21 protein-coding genes are annotated in these 18439 nt (G+C 66.6%); 6 read left to right on the top strand and 15 right to left on the bottom strand.

The features are described 5' to 3' along the window. Window positions 1–53: 53 nt before the first annotated feature. From GBA63_RS07985 to GBA63_RS08005, 5 genes are all read right to left on the bottom strand, one after another. Complete coding sequence (locus GBA63_RS07985) at window positions 54–518, bottom strand: MarR family winged helix-turn-helix transcriptional regulator (protein ID WP_166175033.1); 465 nt, start codon at window positions 516–518, stop codon at window positions 54–56. Further along, window positions 515–841: a luciferase domain-containing protein gene (locus tag GBA63_RS07990; protein ID WP_166175035.1), complete on the bottom strand. Its 327-nt coding sequence runs from the start codon at window positions 839–841 to the stop codon at window positions 515–517. The genes GBA63_RS07985 and GBA63_RS07990 overlap by 4 nt, the downstream gene beginning before the upstream one ends. A gap of 277 nt (window positions 842–1118) precedes the next feature. Continuing rightward, a complete protein-coding gene (locus tag GBA63_RS07995) occupies window positions 1119–2057 on the bottom strand; it encodes an AEC family transporter (RefSeq protein WP_166175037.1) in 939 nt (312 codons plus the stop codon). Between the two features lie 92 nt (window positions 2058–2149). Then, complete coding sequence (locus GBA63_RS08000) at window positions 2150–2407, bottom strand: CBU_0592 family membrane protein (protein WP_166175039.1); 258 nt, start codon at window positions 2405–2407, stop codon at window positions 2150–2152. Then, entirely contained in the window at window positions 2407–2670 is a 264-nt protein-coding gene (locus GBA63_RS08005) for a CBU_0592 family membrane protein (RefSeq protein WP_228282501.1), read from the bottom strand. The genes GBA63_RS08000 and GBA63_RS08005 overlap by 1 nt, the downstream gene beginning before the upstream one ends. Window positions 2671–3024: 354 nt before the next feature. Here GBA63_RS08005 and glpK point away from each other — a divergent pair, with 354 nt between their 5' ends. From glpK to GBA63_RS08030, 5 genes are read left to right on the top strand one after another with little or no spacing between them, the layout of a single operon-like run. After that, window positions 3025–4548, top strand: a complete 1524-nt coding sequence (gene glpK, locus GBA63_RS08010; protein WP_166179963.1) for a glycerol kinase GlpK — start codon at window positions 3025–3027, stop codon at window positions 4546–4548. A 22-nt stretch (window positions 4549–4570) separates the two neighbouring features. Then, on the top strand, window positions 4571–5572 hold the full coding sequence (dhaK, locus tag GBA63_RS08015) for a dihydroxyacetone kinase subunit DhaK (RefSeq protein ID WP_166175043.1): 1002 nt from the start codon (window positions 4571–4573) through the stop codon (window positions 5570–5572). Window positions 5573–5585: 13 nt separating this feature from the next. After that, entirely contained in the window at window positions 5586–6329 is a 744-nt protein-coding gene (locus tag GBA63_RS08020) for an MIP/aquaporin family protein (protein ID WP_166175045.1), read from the top strand. A gap of 57 nt (window positions 6330–6386) precedes the next feature. Then, window positions 6387–7154 carry an SDR family NAD(P)-dependent oxidoreductase gene (locus GBA63_RS08025; RefSeq protein WP_166175047.1) on the top strand — a complete coding sequence of 256 codons (768 nt, stop codon included), beginning with the start codon at window positions 6387–6389 and terminating at the stop codon, window positions 7152–7154. A gap of 19 nt (window positions 7155–7173) precedes the next feature. Then, a complete protein-coding gene (locus GBA63_RS08030; protein ID WP_166175049.1) occupies window positions 7174–7929 on the top strand; it encodes an SDR family NAD(P)-dependent oxidoreductase in 756 nt (251 codons plus the stop codon). Window positions 7930–8151: 222 nt separating this feature from the next. On the opposite strand, the gene GBA63_RS08035 is transcribed toward GBA63_RS08030, so the two are convergent. Next, a complete protein-coding gene (locus tag GBA63_RS08035) occupies window positions 8152–8871 on the bottom strand; it encodes a Crp/Fnr family transcriptional regulator (RefSeq protein WP_166175051.1) in 720 nt (239 codons plus the stop codon). Between the two features lie 295 nt (window positions 8872–9166). Between GBA63_RS08035 and GBA63_RS08040 the strand changes: the two genes are divergently transcribed. Continuing rightward, window positions 9167–9400, top strand: a complete 234-nt coding sequence (locus GBA63_RS08040; protein ID WP_166175053.1) for a DUF2007 domain-containing protein — start codon at window positions 9167–9169, stop codon at window positions 9398–9400. 161 nt (window positions 9401–9561) lie between these two features. Here GBA63_RS08040 and GBA63_RS08045 read toward each other — a convergent pair whose 3' ends face one another. The 9 genes from GBA63_RS08045 to GBA63_RS08085 form a co-directional block, all read right to left on the bottom strand. Beyond that, the gene (locus GBA63_RS08045; RefSeq protein WP_166175055.1) at window positions 9562–10371 is read right to left on the bottom strand and encodes an alpha/beta fold hydrolase; all 810 of its coding nucleotides are present in this window, start codon (window positions 10369–10371) and stop codon (window positions 9562–9564) included. Between the two features lie 122 nt (window positions 10372–10493). Continuing rightward, window positions 10494–11504: a thioredoxin family protein gene (locus GBA63_RS08050; protein WP_207957142.1), complete on the bottom strand. Its 1011-nt coding sequence runs from the start codon at window positions 11502–11504 to the stop codon at window positions 10494–10496. Window positions 11505–11698: 194 nt separating this feature from the next. Continuing rightward, the gene (locus GBA63_RS08055; protein WP_166175057.1) at window positions 11699–12895 is read right to left on the bottom strand and encodes an epoxide hydrolase family protein; all 1197 of its coding nucleotides are present in this window, start codon (window positions 12893–12895) and stop codon (window positions 11699–11701) included. Window positions 12896–13247: 352 nt separating this feature from the next. After that, the gene (locus tag GBA63_RS08060) at window positions 13248–13574 is read right to left on the bottom strand and encodes a hypothetical protein (protein WP_166175059.1); all 327 of its coding nucleotides are present in this window, start codon (window positions 13572–13574) and stop codon (window positions 13248–13250) included. Between the two features lie 126 nt (window positions 13575–13700). Next, the gene (locus tag GBA63_RS08065; RefSeq protein WP_166175061.1) at window positions 13701–14729 is read right to left on the bottom strand and encodes an NAD(P)-dependent alcohol dehydrogenase; all 1029 of its coding nucleotides are present in this window, start codon (window positions 14727–14729) and stop codon (window positions 13701–13703) included. After that, window positions 14726–15229 carry an META domain-containing protein gene (locus GBA63_RS08070; RefSeq protein WP_166175062.1) on the bottom strand — a complete coding sequence of 168 codons (504 nt, stop codon included), beginning with the start codon at window positions 15227–15229 and terminating at the stop codon, window positions 14726–14728. The genes GBA63_RS08065 and GBA63_RS08070 overlap by 4 nt, the downstream gene beginning before the upstream one ends. A 1-nt stretch (window position 15230) precedes the next feature. Then, window positions 15231–16055 (bottom strand): carbohydrate ABC transporter permease, encoded by an 825-nt coding sequence (locus GBA63_RS08075; protein WP_166175064.1) that lies wholly within the window; start codon window positions 16053–16055, stop codon window positions 15231–15233. Next, complete coding sequence (locus tag GBA63_RS08080) at window positions 16052–16954, bottom strand: carbohydrate ABC transporter permease (RefSeq protein ID WP_207957143.1); 903 nt, start codon at window positions 16952–16954, stop codon at window positions 16052–16054. The genes GBA63_RS08075 and GBA63_RS08080 overlap by 4 nt, the downstream gene beginning before the upstream one ends. A gap of 1 nt (window position 16955) precedes the next feature. Next, the gene (locus GBA63_RS08085) at window positions 16956–18437 is read right to left on the bottom strand and encodes an ABC transporter substrate-binding protein (protein WP_166175066.1); all 1482 of its coding nucleotides are present in this window, start codon (window positions 18435–18437) and stop codon (window positions 16956–16958) included. Window positions 18438–18439 lie beyond the last annotated feature (2 nt).

The following is an 18439-nucleotide window of genomic DNA, read 5'->3' on the forward strand; positions in this document are numbered from 1 at the left end:
TCCTTCTCCCAATGCCATGCTCGTCCCCTCACCAAAATAATTCTCTCAAACGACTAGTCTCTGATCGAGCCCAGGCCGGACCGCACCTTCGCGAGCAGCCTCCCGAACTCGCGGCGTTCGGCCGGGTCGAGCCCGGCGAACGTCTTCTCCTCGGCCCTCTCCCAGCACCCGAGCACGGGTTCCTCCAGAGCCCGTCCTGGCCCCGTCAGGTACACCCGGAAGCTGCGGGCGTCGGCGGGGTCTGGGCGCCTCTCGATGAGGCCCATGCCTTCGAGACGCCGGAGCATCTTGGTGACGGTCGGCGGCTCCACCCCGAGCCTGCAGGCGAGTTCGCCGCCGCGCAGCCCGTCGTTTTGCCAGAGCTCGATCAGGACCATCTCCTGCCCGACGTGCAACCCGAACTCCGCCAACAGGCCCGCGACGTTCCCCCTGTGCGCCTTGCAGACCTTCGCCAGCCCAAACCCGACCCTCTCCTTTACCGGATGGTTCGCCGCGACCGCCCGACCCACCCCGGTCACGAAGCCTTGCCGCCCTTGCGCGACGTCAACCTCTCGTAGTTCAGCCTGAAAAGTTCCAGCGCCCCGGCCACGTCTTCCTCGCCCCGGATGCGGTAACTGACCCAGCCCGTCTCTGGCATCACGTGGTGCTCGGCGGCCTTGCCCGCGGCCACCAACTCCTCGCGTACCTTCACCGGGAACGGGAGGTCCGCCAGCCTGTCGCCGTGCAGGTGCCCGATCTCATGCCCGCGTACCCGAAACTCGACCCCGCCGAAACGGTGGTCCCGGCCCTCGACCCCTTCCCACCCCAATACCTCGCGCCCGATCTCCTCGCCAATGCCCACCGCCGCTCCTCTCCGCCGATTTCATTAGCCGGCTAAGTAAATGGTACTACCGTAGTGCCGTCTTTCAAGCCTGCAAGGATTACCTCCTGGTCCGTTCTCCTACGCCCGAAGAATACGGCGCGCCAAAGACCCCGACGACGAACGAAATAACGGTTTTCAACCCGTACCAGAGGACAGGTCCATCCAACACCCCACGCCAACAACCCCCGTAGGGGCGGGTTTCAAACCCGCCCGGGCACCCGCCCGGGCACCCGTCCGGGCGCCGCGGCCGACCGCTTCAGCCCGGCGCCAGGACCAGCAGCAGCGCCGAGACGGTGACGATCGAGACGGCCGTCGAGACGAGGACGGCGCCGGAGGCGCGGGCGACGTAGGTGTCGTACTGGCGGGCGACTATAAAGACGTTGGCGGCGACGGGGAGGGCCGCGCCGAGGAGGGCGGCGGTCGCCCAGAGGGGGTCCACGTCGAAGACGACGGTGGTGGTGAGGAGGAGGGTGGCGGGGTGGACGAAGAGTTTCAGGGCTGTCATGTAGGAGATCTCGGCCGCCCCCCCCGCTACCGAACGGCCGGCAAGCGTGGCGCCGAGGGCGAAGAGGGCGCAAGGCCCCGCCGTATCGCCGAGAAGGTCGAGGAAATTGTTTACGGGCGTCGGGGTAGTGACACCGGCCGCGGAGGCGGCCAGGCCGGCGAAGATAGAGATGATGAGCGGGTTTCGGAGAAGGTTGGGCAGGGTCGAGAGGGCCGAGCGGAGCGGGCCCGCGTCGCGGCCTTTCTCGGATTCGATGAGCAGGATGCCCAAGGGTATGAGCAGGATGCCGTCGAGCGTCAGGCCGACCACCAGTGGGACGGCCGCCTCGCGGCCGAAGACCGCCACGGCGAGCGGTATCCCCATGTAGCCCGTGTTCGGGAGAACGGCGGCGAGCCCCTGCACCGCCGCCTCCCCGCGCCCGACGCCGAAGAGGAGTTTGCCCCCAGCGGCGGCCAGGCCGAAGACGGCCAGGCTCGCGCAGACGTAGGCGCCTATGAACGGGACGTTCAGGACCTCGGCGATGGGGGAGGAGGACATGAGCGAGAAGAGAAAGGCGGGCAGGGCGAAGTAGAAGACGAACGTGTTCACGCCCGCGGCGGCCGTGGTCGTGAGGAGGTTAAGGCGGCCCGCGCCGTAGCCGCAGAAGATCAGGGCGAAAAAGGGCAGCGCCGTGTTGAGGATAGATTGCAAGTCGACTCTCAGCTGTAGTAGCGGTCAGGCCTGGCCGGCGGGGCGTCGCCCGGCGGTGGTAACGCTACCAGACCTTCGCGCCGGCGGCCCCCTCAGCCATCGGCGTCGGTGGGAGGATCGCCGCGCAGGATCCTGACCACCGCCCACAGGCTGACCAGGGCCCACACGCCTTCGAGCAAGATGAAGCCCAGTTGGACCTCGATCGCGGCGACGACCAGGAGGATTCCGGAGCCGGCGAGGTTGGCGAGTTGGTACGGGAGGTTGTCCAGCTCCACCCTGCCGAGCTGGTTGGCGGCGTAGGCGCCGAGCACGGCGAGCGCCCCGACCACCGAGATCGCTTGCAGCGCCATCACGGTTCCTCCCCGCGCCTGCCGCCCCGGAGAGGCGAAGCCCCGCGGCTTCGCAAGATCGCCGCGGCGCCCCAGAGGCTGATGAGCGTCCAGGCGCCCTGCAGGAGGATGAATCCGATTTGCCGGTCGACGACCGCGACCACCGTCAACAGCCCGGCGCCCACGAAGTTCGCCAGCGCGTAGGAGAGGCGGGAGGGGGTGATCCAACCGAGCTGATCCGCCACGAAGGCGCCAAGCACCACCAAGGCCCCGATTATGGACACGATCTGCAAGTGACGAACCTCCCGAACGCTACCGCTTGACCCTGACCTTGCCGATGATCGCCCCGGATACCCCATCGGCCTTCGCCGAGCACCGCGTCAACCTTATGCGCCCTCGACGGTCCATCGCGCGGGAGTATATCGCCGGGCCGCGGTAACGGCGTTTCTTGACGCGGGTATGCGGCTCCGTTACGCTCGGAATGGCAAAAGATAGCAAAGATGCATGGTGGCGGAAGGGAGAAGGTTCATCCTGTGGTCGCGCGTGCCCCGCGATAGGGGGCAACGGAGGTGGAGATTGGTGTAGGTGGCGCTTTTCGTGGGGATTTGTCGGGTTGGATGGAGATGGAGGTACCGGGCATGGCAGGCGACTACATTCTGGCGATAGACCAGGGGACCACTTCGAGCAGGGCTATAGTCTTCAACCACGATTCCGCCACGGTGGGGGAGGCCCAGCAAGAGTTCACGCAGCACTACCCGAGGCCGGGGTGGGTCGAGCACGACGCCAACGAGATCTGGGACGTAACCCTCGGCGTGATGCGCCAGGCGCTCCAGGACGCCGGCGCCTCGCCCGACAGCATCGCCGGCATAGGCATCACCAACCAGCGCGAGACCGTGGTGATGTGGGATAAGGAGACGGCCGAACCGGTCTACAACGCCATCGTCTGGCAGGACAGGCGCGGGGCCGCCTTCTGCTCCCAGCTCTCCGAGGCAGGCAAAGACGAGATGGTCCGCGAGAAGACCGGCCTCACCATAGACGCGTACTTCTCCGGCTCCAAGGTCAACTGGCTCCTCGAGAACGTGGAAGGTCTAAAAGAGCGGGCGCAGAACGGCGAGATCTGCTTCGGCACCATCGACACGTGGTTGATCTACAAGCTCACGGGCGGCCGCGAGTACGTCACGGACTACTCGAACGCCTCCCGCACCCTCATGTACAACATCTTCGACCTCCAGTGGGACGACGAGCTGCTCGAGATGCTCGGCGGCGTCCCGAAGGCGATGCTCCCGGAGGTCAAGCCCTGCTCCTACGTCTACGGCAACACCGACGCCGACGTGTTCGGCGCCGAGGTCCCGATAGCCGGCGTCGCGGGCGACCAGCAGGCCGCCCTCTTCGGCGAGGTCGCCTTCGAGAAGGGCCTGACCAAGAACACCTACGGCACGGGCTCCTTCGCCCTCATGAACACGGGCACCGAGCCGATAAAGAGCAAGAACGCCCTGTTGACCACCATCGCCTGGGGCATCGGCGACGAACCCGTCGAGTACGCCCTCGAAGGCGCGATCTTTATAACCGGCGCCGCCGTCCAGTGGCTCAGGGACGGGTTGGGGATCATCAAGGACGCGACCGAGACCGAGGAGCTCGCCCGCAGCCTCGACTCCAACGACGACGTGTACTTCGTACCCGCGCTCGTCGGGCTCGGCGCCCCGCACTGGGACTCTTACGCCAGGGGTACGATAGTGGGCCTGACCCGCGGCACCACGCGGGCGCACCTGGCGCGGGCGGCGCTGGAGAGCATGTGCTACCAGACGCGCGACGCCGTAGAGGCGATGCAGGACGACGCGGGTACCGCCATCCCGACCTTCCGGGCCGACGGCGGGGCGGCGGCCAACCGCTGGATGATGCAGTTCCAGGCCGACATCCTCGGCATCCCGGTCGAGGTGCCGGAGACCCTGGAGACGACGGCCCTCGGCGCCGCGTACCTGGCCGGGCTCGCGACCGGCTTCTGGCAGGACAAGGAGGAGCTTAAGAGCCGGTGGCGCCTCAGGCGCCGCTACGAGCCCCAGATGGGCGAGGAGGAGCGCGAGCGCCTCTACGCGAGGTGGAAGGAAGCGCTCGCGCGGGCCGGGAACTGGTCGCAGGAAGCCGTCGAGTCCCCTCTGGCCTAAAGAGACCCCCGAAAGGAACCAGATGAAGAAGCTCATCAACGCGCCCGAGAGGGTCGTCGGGGAGATGCTCCGGGGCATGGAGCTCGCCCACGGCGGCCTCCTCAGGCTGCTCCCGGAGAACGGCGTCGTCCTCAGGGCCGACGCCCCCGTCCAGGGCAAGGTGGCCCTCGTCTCGGGGGGCGGCTCGGGCCACGAGCCGACCCACGGCGGCTTCGTAGGCCCCGGCATGTTGGATGCCGCGTGCGCCGGCTCCGTCTTTACGAGCCCCACCCCGGACCAGATGCTCGAGGCCACCAAGGCCGTCGACGGCGGGGCAGGGGTCTTCTACGTCGTCAAGAACTACACCGGCGACGTCCTCAACTTCGAGATGGCCGGGGAGTTGGCCGAGGCCGAAGGCATCCAGACCGACTACGTCGTCACGAACGACGACGTCGCGGTCGAGGACTCCACTTTCACGAGCGGGCGGCGTGGGATCGCGGGCACCATCTTCGTGCACAAGATCTGCGGCGCCGCCGCCGACGACGGTAAAGATCTGGCCGGCATAAAAGAGCTGGCCGAGAAGGTCAACGGCAACGTCCGGTCGATGGGGATGGCGTTGACCAGTTGCACCCCGCCGGAGAGCGGGGAGCCGATCTTCCAGATCGGGGACGACGAGATGGAGATAGGCATAGGCATCCACGGCGAGCCCGGCATCCAGCGCAAAAAGATAGAGCCGGCCGACAACATCGTGGACGAGATGCTCGACAAGATCCTCGGCGACTCCGTCGACTTCTCGGGCTCGGAAGTCGCCGTCATGGTCAACGGCATGGGCGGCACGCCGCTCATGGAGCTCTACGTAGCCTACGCCCGCGTCGCCGACAGGCTCAAGGACGAAGGCGTGAACGTGTGGCGGATGCCTTACGTGGGCGACTACATGACCTCGCTCGAGATGGCCGGCTTCTCCATAACGCTGCTCAAGCTCGACGAAGAGATGAAGGGCTACCTCGCGGCGCCTTGCGACGTGGCCGCCGGCAGGCCGTTCTAGGAAAGGGGACCAAATGCAAGCATACCTCGCCGAGTTTATCGGCACCATGATCCTCATCATCTTCGGAGACGGGGTCGTCGCCGGGGTGCTTCTCAAGAACTCGAAGGCCGAGAACTCGGGCTGGATCGTCATTACCTTCGGCTGGGCGATGGGGGTCGCCATCGCCGTCTACTGCGTCGGCGCCATCAGCGGCGCCCACATAAACCCGGCCGTCACCATAGGGTTGGCCGCGTTCGCCGACTTCCCGTGGGCCGACGTGCCGGGCTATATCATCGCCCAGTTCCTCGGGGCGTTCGTGGGCGGCGTTATCGTGTGGCTGGCCTACCTGCCGCACTGGCGCCCGACCGAAGACCCGGGCCTCAAGCTCGGCGTCTTCTGCACCGCGCCCGCCTACCGGGCGACGGGGCCGAACATCATCACGGAGATCATCGGCACCGCCGTCCTCCTCTTCGGCGTCCTCGGCATCGGCGCGAACGCGGGGGCCGTCCCCGGTGATCTCTCGGCGGTCATCGCGACGGGCCTCAACCCGCTCCTCGTCGGTCTCTTGGTCCTCGGTATCGGGCTCTCGCTCGGCGGGCCGACGGGCTACGCGATCAACCCCGCCCGCGATCTCGGGCCGCGCATAGCCCACGCCGTTCTTCCCATAGCGGGCAAGGGTTCGAGCGACTGGGAGTACTCCTGGATCCCGGTCGTGGCCCCCATAATCGGCGGCATCCTCGGCGCCGGCCTCTTCGTCCTGCTCGGTTTCGGCGGCTAGATAGGTCTGTTTTTCCGGAGGGGCGCCGCGCGCCCCTCCCGCGAGAGGGGGATACCGGTGGGCGTACTCGACGCCTTCGATCTTACGGGCAAGGTCGCCGTCGTCACCGGCGGCAACACGGGCCTCGGCGAGGCCTTCGCGAAAGCCCTCTCCGAAGTGGGGGCGAGCGTCGCCGTCGCCGCCCGCACCCGCGAGCGCTCCGAGAAGGTGGCGCGCGAGATCTCCGCCTCCGGCGGCCGGGCGGTCGCCGTCGACCTCGACGTGACGGACCCGGAGAGCGTCGAAGCCATGGTCGGGGCCGTGGGCGAGAGCCTCGGGACGATTGACGTCCTCGTCAACAACGCCGGCGTCTGCTACCACAGGCCGGCGGCCGAGGTTCCGCGCGAGGAGTGGCTGAGCACCTTCGACGTGAACGTCCACGGGCTCTGGTACTGCGCGCAGGCGGTGGGAAGGCGGATGATCGAGGCTGGCGGCGGGACCATAGTCAACGTCGGCTCGATCTCCGCGATGATCGTCAACCGGCCCCAGTGGCAGCCGGCCTACAACGCGTCCAAGGCCGCCGTCCACCAGCTCACGAAGTCCCTCGCGGCGGAGTGGGCGCCGCACAACATCAGGGTCAACGCGCTCGCGCCCGGCTACGTCAAGACGGAGATGGCGCCCGTGGACGAGCCCCGGTTCAGGCGGCACTGGATCGAGGACGCGCCCATGCAACGTTACGCCCTGCCGGAGGAGCTCGGCCCGAGCCTCGTCTACCTGGCGAGCGAAGCGTCGGGCTTCATGACGGGCTCCGTGCTCGTCGTGGACGGCGGGTACACGCTCTGGTGAGACAGGAAAAGGAGAAGTGATGGAGAACGACAGGTTTTCGCTGGAAGGCAAGGTGGCGGTGATCACCGGCGCCGGGGGCGGCCTGGGGCATGAGATCTCGCGCCTGCTCCGGTCCGCCGGGGCCGAGATCGTGGCCTCCGACCTCAACGAGGGGCCGGGCCGGGCCGTGGCGGACGAGCTCGGGGGCACGTTCGTCCAGACGGACGTGACAGACCCGGACTCCGTGCGGGCCCTGATCCGGTCCGTCCTCGACGCGCACGGGCGCGTGGACGTGATGGTCAACAATGCCGGCATCGCCCACAACGTCCCCTCCGAGGAGGCCACGGACGAGGACTGGCGCAGGGTCGTCTCCGTCAACCTCGACGGCGTCTTCTGGTGCTGCCGCGAGGCGGGCAAGGCCATGCTGGAACGGGGCTCCGGTTCCATAGTCAACATCGCCTCGATGTCCGGGATGGTCTCCAACTACCCCCAGCCCCAGGCCGCGTACAACGCCGCCAAGGCCGGCGTCATCGTCCTTACCAAGTCGCTGGCGGGCGAGTGGGCCCAGCGCGGCGTCCGGGTCAACGCCATCTCCCCAGGCTACATAAGGACGAACATGACGGCCGGCGGCATCGCCAACGAGGAGTGGTACAGGGTGTGGCTCGACAAGACCCCGATGGGCCGCGTCGCCGAGCCCCAGGAGATAGCGCCCGCCGCCCTCTACCTCGCCTCCGACGCCAGCAGCTTCACCACCGGCACGAACCTCGTGGTCGATGGGGGCTACACGTCCTGGTAAGGGCTGGCCCTCTCGACGGGGGACCCCCTCACCGTCATCGCCTCGGACGGCGGGCTCATGCCCCGCCCCCGGCAGACCAGGATCGGGCAGGTCGAGCGCTACGAGATCGTCATAGACTTCGCCAGGTACGAGGTCGGGCAGCAGGTGGTCCTCCCGAACCTCCGTAACTCATGGCCCGTTCGCGATGGGACCCATCCTTCCGCAAACCGCTGTATTGCCCCGCTAGCGCGCCTCCTGAGCATCCCCGTAAGCGGCCGATCTCTTGAGGGCCTCGATGTCTGTCACGTGGATCAGACGCCGCCTGAGCTCCACGACCCCCTTGTCCTGGAGCAGCCCGAAGGCGCGGGTGACGGCCACGCGGTTGGCCCCTATCATGGTGCCCAGCCTCTCATGGGTGTAGTGGACGGGAATCTTGTAGCCCGTGCCGCTCCTGACGCCCTCGCTCTCGACCAGGAGCAAGATGATGCCCGCCAGGCGGGCGTGGACGTCCTTCATGGTGGCGTCCTCGAGGCGCGACTCCTGGCGGCGCAGGCGCTCGCTAAGGACCCGCATTATCTGCAGGCCCACCTCCGGCTTCTCCAACACCAACTGCTCCAGGTCTTCCTTTAGTATCGTGGAGACCATCGAGGGCTCGACCGCCTGGGCGTAGGCCCCCTCGGGCTGCAGGCCCGCGAGCGCCATCTCGCCGAACACGGTCCCGGACTCCACCACCGCGAGGGTGAACTCCCGCCCGTCGGGGGCGGTCCTGAAGATCCTGGCCTTGCCCTTCTGGAGGATGAAGAGCCTCTCCGAGAGGTCCTGGGGTCCGTAGAAGATTTCGCCGCTTTCCACGTGGCGGTCGGGGAGCCGGCCGTCGAGGCGCTCTATCTCTTCTCCGGAGAGTGGCTCGAAGATGTCCACCAAAGAGAGGAGCCTAATCCTCTCCGCGCTTGGCTCCGACAAAGCCGATCCTCCGCTTAACCTTCGTGACGATTTGCAGAAGCAGCTTCTCGATTCGCTCCCTACCATTCTAAGGGACGAAGACTCGCGGCGCATCCTTTGGGAAAAGGAGGCCCCGCCCGGCGGGTACGGGAAGGAGACCGGGTGGGGCCGGCTCGACGCGTCCCCGACCAGGGTGCCGGGGTGTTTGGGAGGGCCGACGTCCTCGGGGAGACGGGATCTCTACAAACGCCCCGGATACAGGCTTAGAAGATAAACGCCTCTTCCACGAGCCAAAAGATTGGGGTAGGATGCGTGCATGGCAGAGAGGTGGGCGAAGGTGGCCGTGGCCCCCAACGAAACCGACGCGCTGCTGATGGACGGCGTGCTGAAGGACGCCGGCATCCCGTCGCTGATCCAACGCGCGGCAGGCTTCGATGCGCCGGACTTCCTGGCTGCCGGTCCGAGGGACGTGCTGGTGCCGGGTTCGTTGATGGAAGAAGCCAGGCAGGTACTCGAAGACACCACGGGGCTCGGGTCGTACGCGCCGTAGCGGTGCTGCGGGAGACCTCCGACTAGACCCCGCCCGGTCGAAGTAGACGCGCAGCCTACCGTGGACCGAATAGCTCGTACCGATTTGCCGAGGTCGCCCCCTCCCACGAACGCCGGCTGCTTTCGGGGAAGCGGGTGAGGAGCTCTCCGGCTTTCTCGCCTTCATCCGGGCGAGGCCACCACGCACACGAGCGTCTCGACATCGTCCTTACCGGACACCGCGTTGTCCCTCCTGCCGGGGGCCGCTGCGACCGCGGTGAGGATCGCGTCCGCGACGACCTGTGGCTGCGAGATCATGATCACGTGGGAGCCCTCGATCTCGGTGATCGTGGCCCCGGCACGCTCGGCCATGGAACGCACGACGTCGGAACCTGCCGCCTTGTCGCCGGTGGGGACCACGGCCCAGGACGGCAGGTTCTTCCAGGCGGGCACCCCGGACGGCTCGGAGAACGCCAGCTCGGCGACGGGGCGCTGGGTGGCGGCCATCACGGCGGTCTGCTCGCCGGGCAGGTCGGCGGCGAAGGCGTCGTGGAACTTCGCGGGATCGATGGCGAACTCCACGGCCGTCTCCGCGCCCCGTCCCGTCGGGTACTGAAACGGGACCAGGGCCGCATTCAAGACGCTGTCCTTCGAGGTGCTTTCGATATCTGCCAGGCGCTCGCCTTCGTCCGGGGCGAAGGCGGCGATGTAGACCAGACCGCCGACGTTGTCGGCGTTGGCGGCGGCGTTGGTGATCACCGCGCTGCCGTACGAGTGGCCGACTGCGAGGACCGGGCCGGGGATCTGGTCGAAGAAGCTGGCGATGTAGGCGGAGTCGATGGAGATGCCGCGTAGCGGGTTCGCGGGGGCCGTAACCCGTATCCCGCCCGCCTGCAGCCGCTCGACCACGCCGGCCCAGCTCGAAGCATCGGCAAAAGCGCCGTGCACGAGGACGACGGTGGGCCTGGATCCATCCTGCGGGCTCATGCTCATCGTGTTGCCTCCCTGGTTCTCGTTTTCTCGACCGTTACCGGAGACCCCCCAAAGAAGCCTGCCAAGGGCGTGGCTCCTCGCCGTACTGCGTGTGTGATCGGGTGAAAAGCCTCTGCGGCGGATCAGCCGAACGTGAACGCAAAAGCCTCCACGCCCGAATCGAGAAACTCGATCTCGAACCGTCGATCAGCGTTTGGCTTTGGTTGCCGGATCAGCTGATACAGCCGCTGTTCGGTGACCGTGCCGTTGCCCTGGTCGTCGACGTCGATTCCGTGGGCAGCTCCCGGCGGCTGTCCGTCGATGAGCACGCGAAACCGCGCGGTAGTTCCTCGCGCTGCCGGTCCCATGACGAGATGGAGATCGCGGGCGCGAAAGCGGTACGCGATCCGCCCGTTGGCCTCGTTCAGCACCGTGGCCTGTCTCTCCACCGTCCAATCACCCGAGAGGGCCCAATGATTTAGCCTCAACCGCGCCGGGAAAGCGTATACCCGACGCCTGTCCAATACCGCACCTCCGGGAGACGCGAAGTTCTCGGTGCGCTCATAGCCGACATAGTTCTCCGGAGACCCCAGGCTGCCCCAATCGGCGGCGGCCTCAACACCACGGGCATCGACCGAAACCAGTTCGTGACCGACGCCGCCGTTTCCGGCCTCGGCCAGCAGTCGCTGAACGATCATCTCCGACTGTTCGTATTCGCCCTCGCCGAATTGATGATGTCGAACATGCCCCTGCGCATCGACGAAATAGAGGGCGGGCCAATACCTGTTGTCGAAAGCACGCCATATCGCATAGTCGCTATCGATCGCCACCGGATATTCCACCCTCATGTCCTTCGCGGCTCGGCGGACGTTATCGAAGTTTCTCTCGAATTCGAACTCGGGCGTGTGCACGCCGACCACCGCCAACCCTTGGTCCCCGTATTTCTGGGCCCAGGCGCGGACGTAGGGAAGCTGGCGCAGCCAATTGATGCAGGTGTAGGTCCAGAAGTCGACGAGGACGACTTTTCCGCGCAGGCCGGCCGCCGTCAACGGCTCCGAGTTGAGCCACCCGGTCGCGCCGCCGAGAGAAGGCAACTGGCCCTCCACGGGTAACCTGGGGTGTAGCGCAGCGAGCAAGAGCTGTCTTGCTTTCACGATGAAGGCCTCTCATCTGGTCGGACGTGTCGGCAACGTGCGTACCCAACATCCGGGACGCCGGCATCGATCCGCTTCAGTACGCCGAACGGCGTGTTCATCCCCGGCTTAATCGTGGTCGCGATTCCTTGGGCCATTTGTCTTTCTCCAGCTTGATGGAAGCGATGTTGCCGCGTATTCCCACCACTCTCCAACTAGCGCAGTGACCTGAACGCCGCTCGGACCTCGTCAGCGAAGAGCGCCGGCTCTTCCCACGCGGCGAAGTGGCCGCCCCTGTCGACCTCGTTGAAGTAGGTGAGGGTGCCGTACGACCCCCCGACCCAGCTGCGCGGGGCCGCCCAGATCTCACCGGGGAAGGTGGTGAAGCCCACCGGGACCGAGACCTCGGGAGGAGGCTGGGCGGCCACGGCCGCGACGGCGGCGGCCCCGTAGCTCTCCCAGTACGACCGGGCCGCCGATGCCCCGGTGCCGGTCAGCCAGTACAGCGTGATGTTGTCGAGGATGTGGTCGCGGGTGAGATTGCCCGTCGGCTGCCCCTCGACGAAGGCGCGCGACATCTTGTAGTAGCTGTCCGTGTCGTGGTCGAGCATCCAGGCCGCCAGGGCGACGGGTGAGTCCAGCAGGGCGTAGCCGATCGTCTGCGGCCGGGTGGCCTGCTCCAGGAAGTAGGCGAAGCCGGTGGCCTGGAACTCGGCGAGCGCGGCCGCCGCCGCGCGTTCGGGCTCGGTGTCGGCCGGCTGGGGACCGCCCAGCGCCGTCACGAGCAGGTTCATGTGGATGCCGAGCAACCCCTCGGGCGCCTGGCGGCCCATCGCGTCGCTGACCCCGGCGCCCACGTCGCCGCCCTGGGCGACGTACCGGGGGTAGCCGAGGCGCCGCATCAGCTCCGCCCAGGCGCGCGCTACGCGACCGACACCCCAGCCGAGCTCGGTCGGCTCGCCGGAGAAGCCGTACCCGGGCAGGGACGGCAGCACGAGGTCGAACGCGTCCTCGGCGCGTCCACCGTGCGCGGTCGGGTCGGTGAGCGGGCCGACCGTCTCCAGCAGCTCGACGACCGAGCCGGGCCAGCCGTGCGTCATGATCAGCGGCAGCGCGCTCTCGTGCGGCGACCTGACGTGGATGAAGTGGATGTCGACCCCGTCGATCTCGGTCACGAACTGCGGCAGCGCATTCAGTCTCGCCTCGCCCTGGCGCCAATCGTAATCTGTGGCCCAGTAGCGTGCGAGCTCCTGCATCGTCGCGAGCTGCACGCCCTGCGACCGATCTTCGACGAGCTCCTTGCTGGGCCAGCGCGTCGCGAGAATCCGTCGGCGGAGGTCGGCCAGGTCCTCCTCCGGAACGTCGATGCGGAATGGGCGGACTTCGACCCCTCCCCCAACTAGATGCGTCATGGTTGTCTCCTTTGCGTGGACCGCGCTTCTTTATGTGACGATCGCAGCGTACTCCTGCGCAAAGACGACGTATGTTCCGCACGGCACAAAGTATCGTGGTGCACAGCCGCTCCCCTTCGGAGAGCTTTTGGCGGTCGTAAGAACAGGCTTTGACGAGCTCCTTCGTCACCCCTCCCGACGAGCGGCTGATCCGGCATGCACCACATCGGGGGTCGGCCCGCAACTATCGTTCCGGTCTCTGCTTTGAAGAATGCGTCCTGAGAGCGGTGACGGTGGGGGTGTGATCCGCTTCACCCAGAACGCAAATCAACCCGCAGGATCTGTTGCGTGGACTGCTGGGGTCGAAAACCCCTTACCGGGACCGCAACGTCTCGTTGTTACGGTAGCGCCGGCGGGCTGCATCGTCCATAACGCCGCCTGAGAGCGTCACGTAGAGGAACAGGACGAGGGAGATGAGGAGCCCGATGACGAGCAAGACCGCCAGCAGCATGAACGTCAGCACAGGCTCCCCGAACTCGCCGTCCCTCGACGGTACGAGAACGGAATCAATCAAGAAGTAGAGCGCGAAGACGCCGAAGACCTTGCAGACCGTCGTCACGGCCCACAGGGCAGCCTCTCGGTGGTCCAGGAAGCGGCGGGGCTTTCCCGCCTCGTCCGTCTTGTAGAGCCATCGCCGCACCCGCCCATCACCCCCGTTCGGGACCCTGCCAGGGCCGGCCCTGGCAGGCACATGGTGCCGAACCGGGGCGGGCCGCGCATAGGACGGAAGTACCATCTTGCAGGCCGGGGGTATGATCTTCTCTGGTTACGCGCCCGCGTTCGGGACGACCATCGGTTTGACGTTTCCGGCGTCCTTGCGGCTGGCCTGGAGGGCGTCCGCGGCGTGGTCGAGGTCGAAGCGGCTGGTTACGAGCGCGTCGAGGTCGACCTTGCCGGTGGCGGCGAGCTCTATGGCGGCCGGATAGGTGTTGGCGTAGCGGAAGGTTCCGGTCACCCAGATCTCACGCGTCTGGACGAAAGCGAGCGGCACGCTCGTCTCCTCGTTCGGCCCCATACCGACCACCACTGCCGTGCCCGCGGGCCGCAGGGATCGGATGCCGTCGCCGAGCGCCGTCGGGTTCCCGGAGCACTCTATGAGCGAGTCCGCCTCGATACCGGCCTCCTCCAGCGGCTCTTCCGCGACGTTCATGGTCCTCGTGGCCCCCATCTTGCGGGCCATCTCCAACCTCTCCGGGGCGACGTCTGTGACGGTAACCTGCGTGGCGCCCTCCGCGAGGGCTACCTGGAGGGAGACGAGCCCGATCGGGCCTGCCCCGGTCACGAGGACGTGGTCGCCGGCCTTCGTGCCGGCCTTGCGGTTGGCCCATATCCCGACCGAGAGGGGCTCCATGAGCGCGCCGGCGTCGTCTGAGAGTGTCTCCGGCAGCGCGAAGGCGAAGTCCTCGTGAATCGCCACGTAGTTGGCGAACGCGCCGTCTATCGGCGGGGTGGCGAAGAAGCGGACGTTGGGGCAGAGGTTGTAGCGCCCGGCGCGGCACTCCCGGCAGGTCCCGTCCGGTATGCCGGGTTCGAGGGTTACGCGGTCGCCTTCTTTGTGCCTGGTGGCCTCGCCGCCGAGCCCGACCACCGTGCCCATGGACTCGTGGCCCAGGATCATGGGCTCTTCCACGATAAACGAGCCGATGCGGCCTTCCTCGTAGTAGTGGACGTCCGACCCGCAGACGCCGACGGCCCGGATCTCGACCAGGACCTCCTTCGGCCCCGGCTCCGGGACCTCCCGCTCCTCGACGCGCACGTCGCGGGTTCCGTACATGACCGCCGCCTTGTTGTTCATGCTTTCTCCTTCTCGAAGAGTAGGATCTTCTCGCCCGCGCCGTTTTGGATCTCCAGCCGGTCCTCTACCAGCCGGTAGGAGGCGGCCTCGCCAAGGGCGCGCAGGTACCGTTGTTCTTGATCCATCACCCCGCCCTCGGTCTTGCCGCAGGCCATCTCGGTAGCGCTGATCGTGGAGGTCTCCATGGTTCCATTGCCGAGCCTCACCTCGGCTGCTCTGTAGAAGTTGCACCCGGCGTTTCCGGCCAGGCCGTCATTTCGGAAGTTCAGGGTGATCTGCGTCCCCCCGATGAGCCCGCGTCCCTCTAGCTCCGTCAGCGCCCACTTCGTGCCCGAGAGATCTACCCTTTCGTCGGCGCTGGCCGTCGTGTCGGCGTACGCGGTCGGTTCGCCCGAACTCTCCTCCCGAGCTTCGGTATTTCCGGTCGGGTCCGAAGCGTCGGTGTTGCCGCAAGCGGCGACGAGCGCCATTGCCGTGACCAACAATGCCCGAACCCACAAGCTACTCTCCCGTGACCGCGCCGAGGGTCAGGCCCTTTACCAGGTATCGTCGGACGGCGAGCCCTACCAGGATCATGGGCGCGACGACGATGGTGCCTATGGCCGTGAGCTGTCCCCAGTTGAGGCCCGTCTGGGTGTTGAGCTGGGAGGCGGCTATGGGCAGCGTCTGGCTGTCGGGTCCCGCGAAGGTCACGGCGAAGGCGTAGTCGTTCCAGGAGAAGACGAGGCAGAGGATGGCCGTGGTCACGATGCCCGGCGCGGTCAGTGGGAGCGCGATGCGCCAGAACGCCTCGAACCGGGTGGCGCCCTCCACCATCGCCGCCTCCTCCAACGAGGGCGGCAGGTCGGCGAAGAAGGCGTTCATGATCCAGATCGCGAAGGGCAGGTTGAAGGTCAGGTACGCGATGATGAGGCCGAGCGTCGAGTCGAGCAGGCCCGCGTAGCGGAAGAGGATGAAGAGCGGCAGGATCACGGCGGCTATGGGTGCCATTCTGGTCGAGATGATCCAGAACGCCACGTGGTCCTTGCCCCGAAAGTGCGCCCGCGAGAGCCCGTAACCCGCCAGGCACCCTAAAGTGACGGCTATGATCGTCGAGATGCCGGCCGCGAGCAGGCTGTTCTGGACGTAGCCCCACAGCCCGCTCTGGAACAGGGCCCCGTAGTGCTCGAGCGTCGGGGTGAAAAACAGCGACGGCGTGGTCGCCAGCAGGTCGTTCGGGGACTTGAACGAGGAGAGCACCATCCATACGAGTGGTACGACCGTCCACAGGAGGACGAGCGCGAGCGCCGCGTAGAGGAGCACTTTCGTTACGGTTCCGTGCCTCATTTGGCGAGCCCCCTGTTCTTGAGGATGCGCATAAACAGGTTCGCGACGATTATGGAAAAGGCTAGCATGCCGAGTCCTATTGCCGCCGCGTAGCCCAGGTCGAAGAAGCGGAAGGCCGTCTCGTAGAGCCGGATCGGGATGATCTTGGTGGCGTTTCCAGGCCCCCCGTTGGTGGTCACGAAGATGATGTCGAAGTAGCGGATTGCGTCCATCGAACGGATCAACAGCGCCACTATGACCACCCCCGCTATGGAGGGCCAGACCATGTGCCGCAGCCGCTGCCAGTAGTTGGCCCCGTCTATGTTGGCGGCCTCGAGGACCGAGACCGGAACCGACGAGAGGCCCGCGAGGACTATGAGGGTGATCAAGGGCGTCCACTCCCACACGTCCATGAGTATGACCGCGAGTAACGCCGAGCCCGGCGTGCCGAGGATGTCCTGGGTGTAGAGGCCCGTGGCGTTCAGGAAGTACGCGTAGAGGCCGTAGGTCGAGTCGGTCAGGAAGCGCCCGAGGAGGCCGACTATAACGGGCGCCACGAACATCGGCATGAGGATGAGGGAGAGGGCCGCGTAGCGTCCCGCGATGATCTCGTTCAGGAGCAGCGCGATGCCTACCCCAAGCACCATCTCGATACCTACGGTCGCTATAAAGTAGATAGCGCTCCGGGCCCAGCTCCCGAGCACGACGCTGTCGGTGAACAGCCGCGTCCAGTTCTCCATCCCCGTCCACTCGAAGGAGATGCCTCCTATGAGCGAGACGGTGTTGAAGCTCATGAAGATTATGTAGACGAACGGGAAGAGGGAGAGGACCGCCAGTAGGACGAGCGCCGGCAACAGCATCTTCGTCTCCAGGGAGATCCCCCGCCGGCCGCCGCCCTTTTCGGTGGTGTTGGACGCCATCTTAGGCCACGCCTCCTCTCCCGCTGGAGGCGAGGTTCTGGACCCGCGTGTTCGCCTCGTCGAAGCCCTGCTTGGCCGTCTTCATGGCCTCCTCGGGCGACTTGCCGCTCACGAGCATGCTGGAGAGCTCCGTGAAGATTATGGTGTCGCACTCGTTCCAGGCCGGTATCTTGGGCCTGAGCCCGATGTTGTCTGGCTTCCAGGAAGTGGCGACGGCGTCGTAGGTGAGCATGTTCGGCATCTCCGAGGGCGGCTCCATCGCCTTCTTGACGTCCGGCCTCTCGTAGAGGGAGGACCGGGTGGGCGTCCCGCCGCCGACGTCGCTCTTGAGCCCCATGAGCTGCGTCTCCGGCGAGGTCGCCCACACCAGAAAGAGCCACGCCGCCCGCTGCTCTTCCGCGGGCGAGGCCCCGTTTACCGAGAGCCCCGTGCCGCCCCACATGCCTGACTGCCGCGCCGGGCCCTTCGGCAGCGGCGCGAAGCCGACGTCCTTGCCGATAGAGGAGTCGACGATGCCGGCGGCGAACTCGTGCCAGTTGGGCGCCATCGCAACCTGCCCGGCCCTGAAGGCCTCGTCCAGCGCGTTCCAGTCCCAGGAGGTGCTGGAAGGGTGCGCGATCTCCAACAGCTTCTTGTAGAACTCCGCCCCCTCGACGGACTTCGGTTCGTCCAGGATGGAGGGACCCGGGTCGGAGGCGCCGAGGCTGCCGACGTTCGGGTTGTCGAAGTAGTCGCCGCCGTAGGACCAGAGGACGTTCGAGAAGTCGTTCATCAGGGAGTCGTGCTGCTTGGCCTGGTGGCCCGTCCCGTACGGGACCTCGTCGGCGTTGTCGTTGAACCACCTGGCGATCCGGAAGTACTCATCCCAGGTCGAGGATTCCGAGGGCATCGGGTCGAAGCCGAGGTCCTGGCGCATCCTTTCGCCGTGCTTCTCGAAGAGGTCCTTGCGGTACATCCAGATCATGGTCGGGCAGTCGTAGGGGAGGCCGTAGAGCGTCTTTTCGTCCTCGAAGCGTCCGGCCGCGGCGAGCTGCGCGGGGATGAAGTCGTCCACGCCGCGCTCGATGGAAGGGAGGTTCTCGTCGGCGTCGAACTCGTTGAGGTCGGCCAGGGCGCCGTGGTAGGGGGCCAGGATCTGGTACGGGTCGGCGTACAGGATCTGGTACGAACCGAGCCCGCTTCCTATGTCCAAAGCGACCTTCTGGACGAGGGAGGTGAGCTCCAGCTGGAGGATGTTTACCTTGATACCGGTCAGCTTCTCGAACTCGCCCAGGTTGGCCCCGATGGCCGAGGTCGGCGCGGTGTTCTCGGATACGAAGCTCAGCGTCGTGCCGGCGTATTGCTTCCACATGCCGGCACCGGCCCGCGCCCCGGTCGTGCCGCCGCCGCCGCATCCGGCGGCCCCCAAGAGCGAGGCCCCCGCCAGACCTGCTCCCGTCATCCTCAAGAAATCGCGCCTGGTAAGAGCGTGTCTCGAAGTCATCT

The organism is Rubrobacter tropicus, from assembly GCF_011492945.1.
Lineage (GTDB): Bacteria > Actinomycetota > Rubrobacteria > Rubrobacterales > Rubrobacteraceae > Rubrobacter_D > Rubrobacter_D tropicus.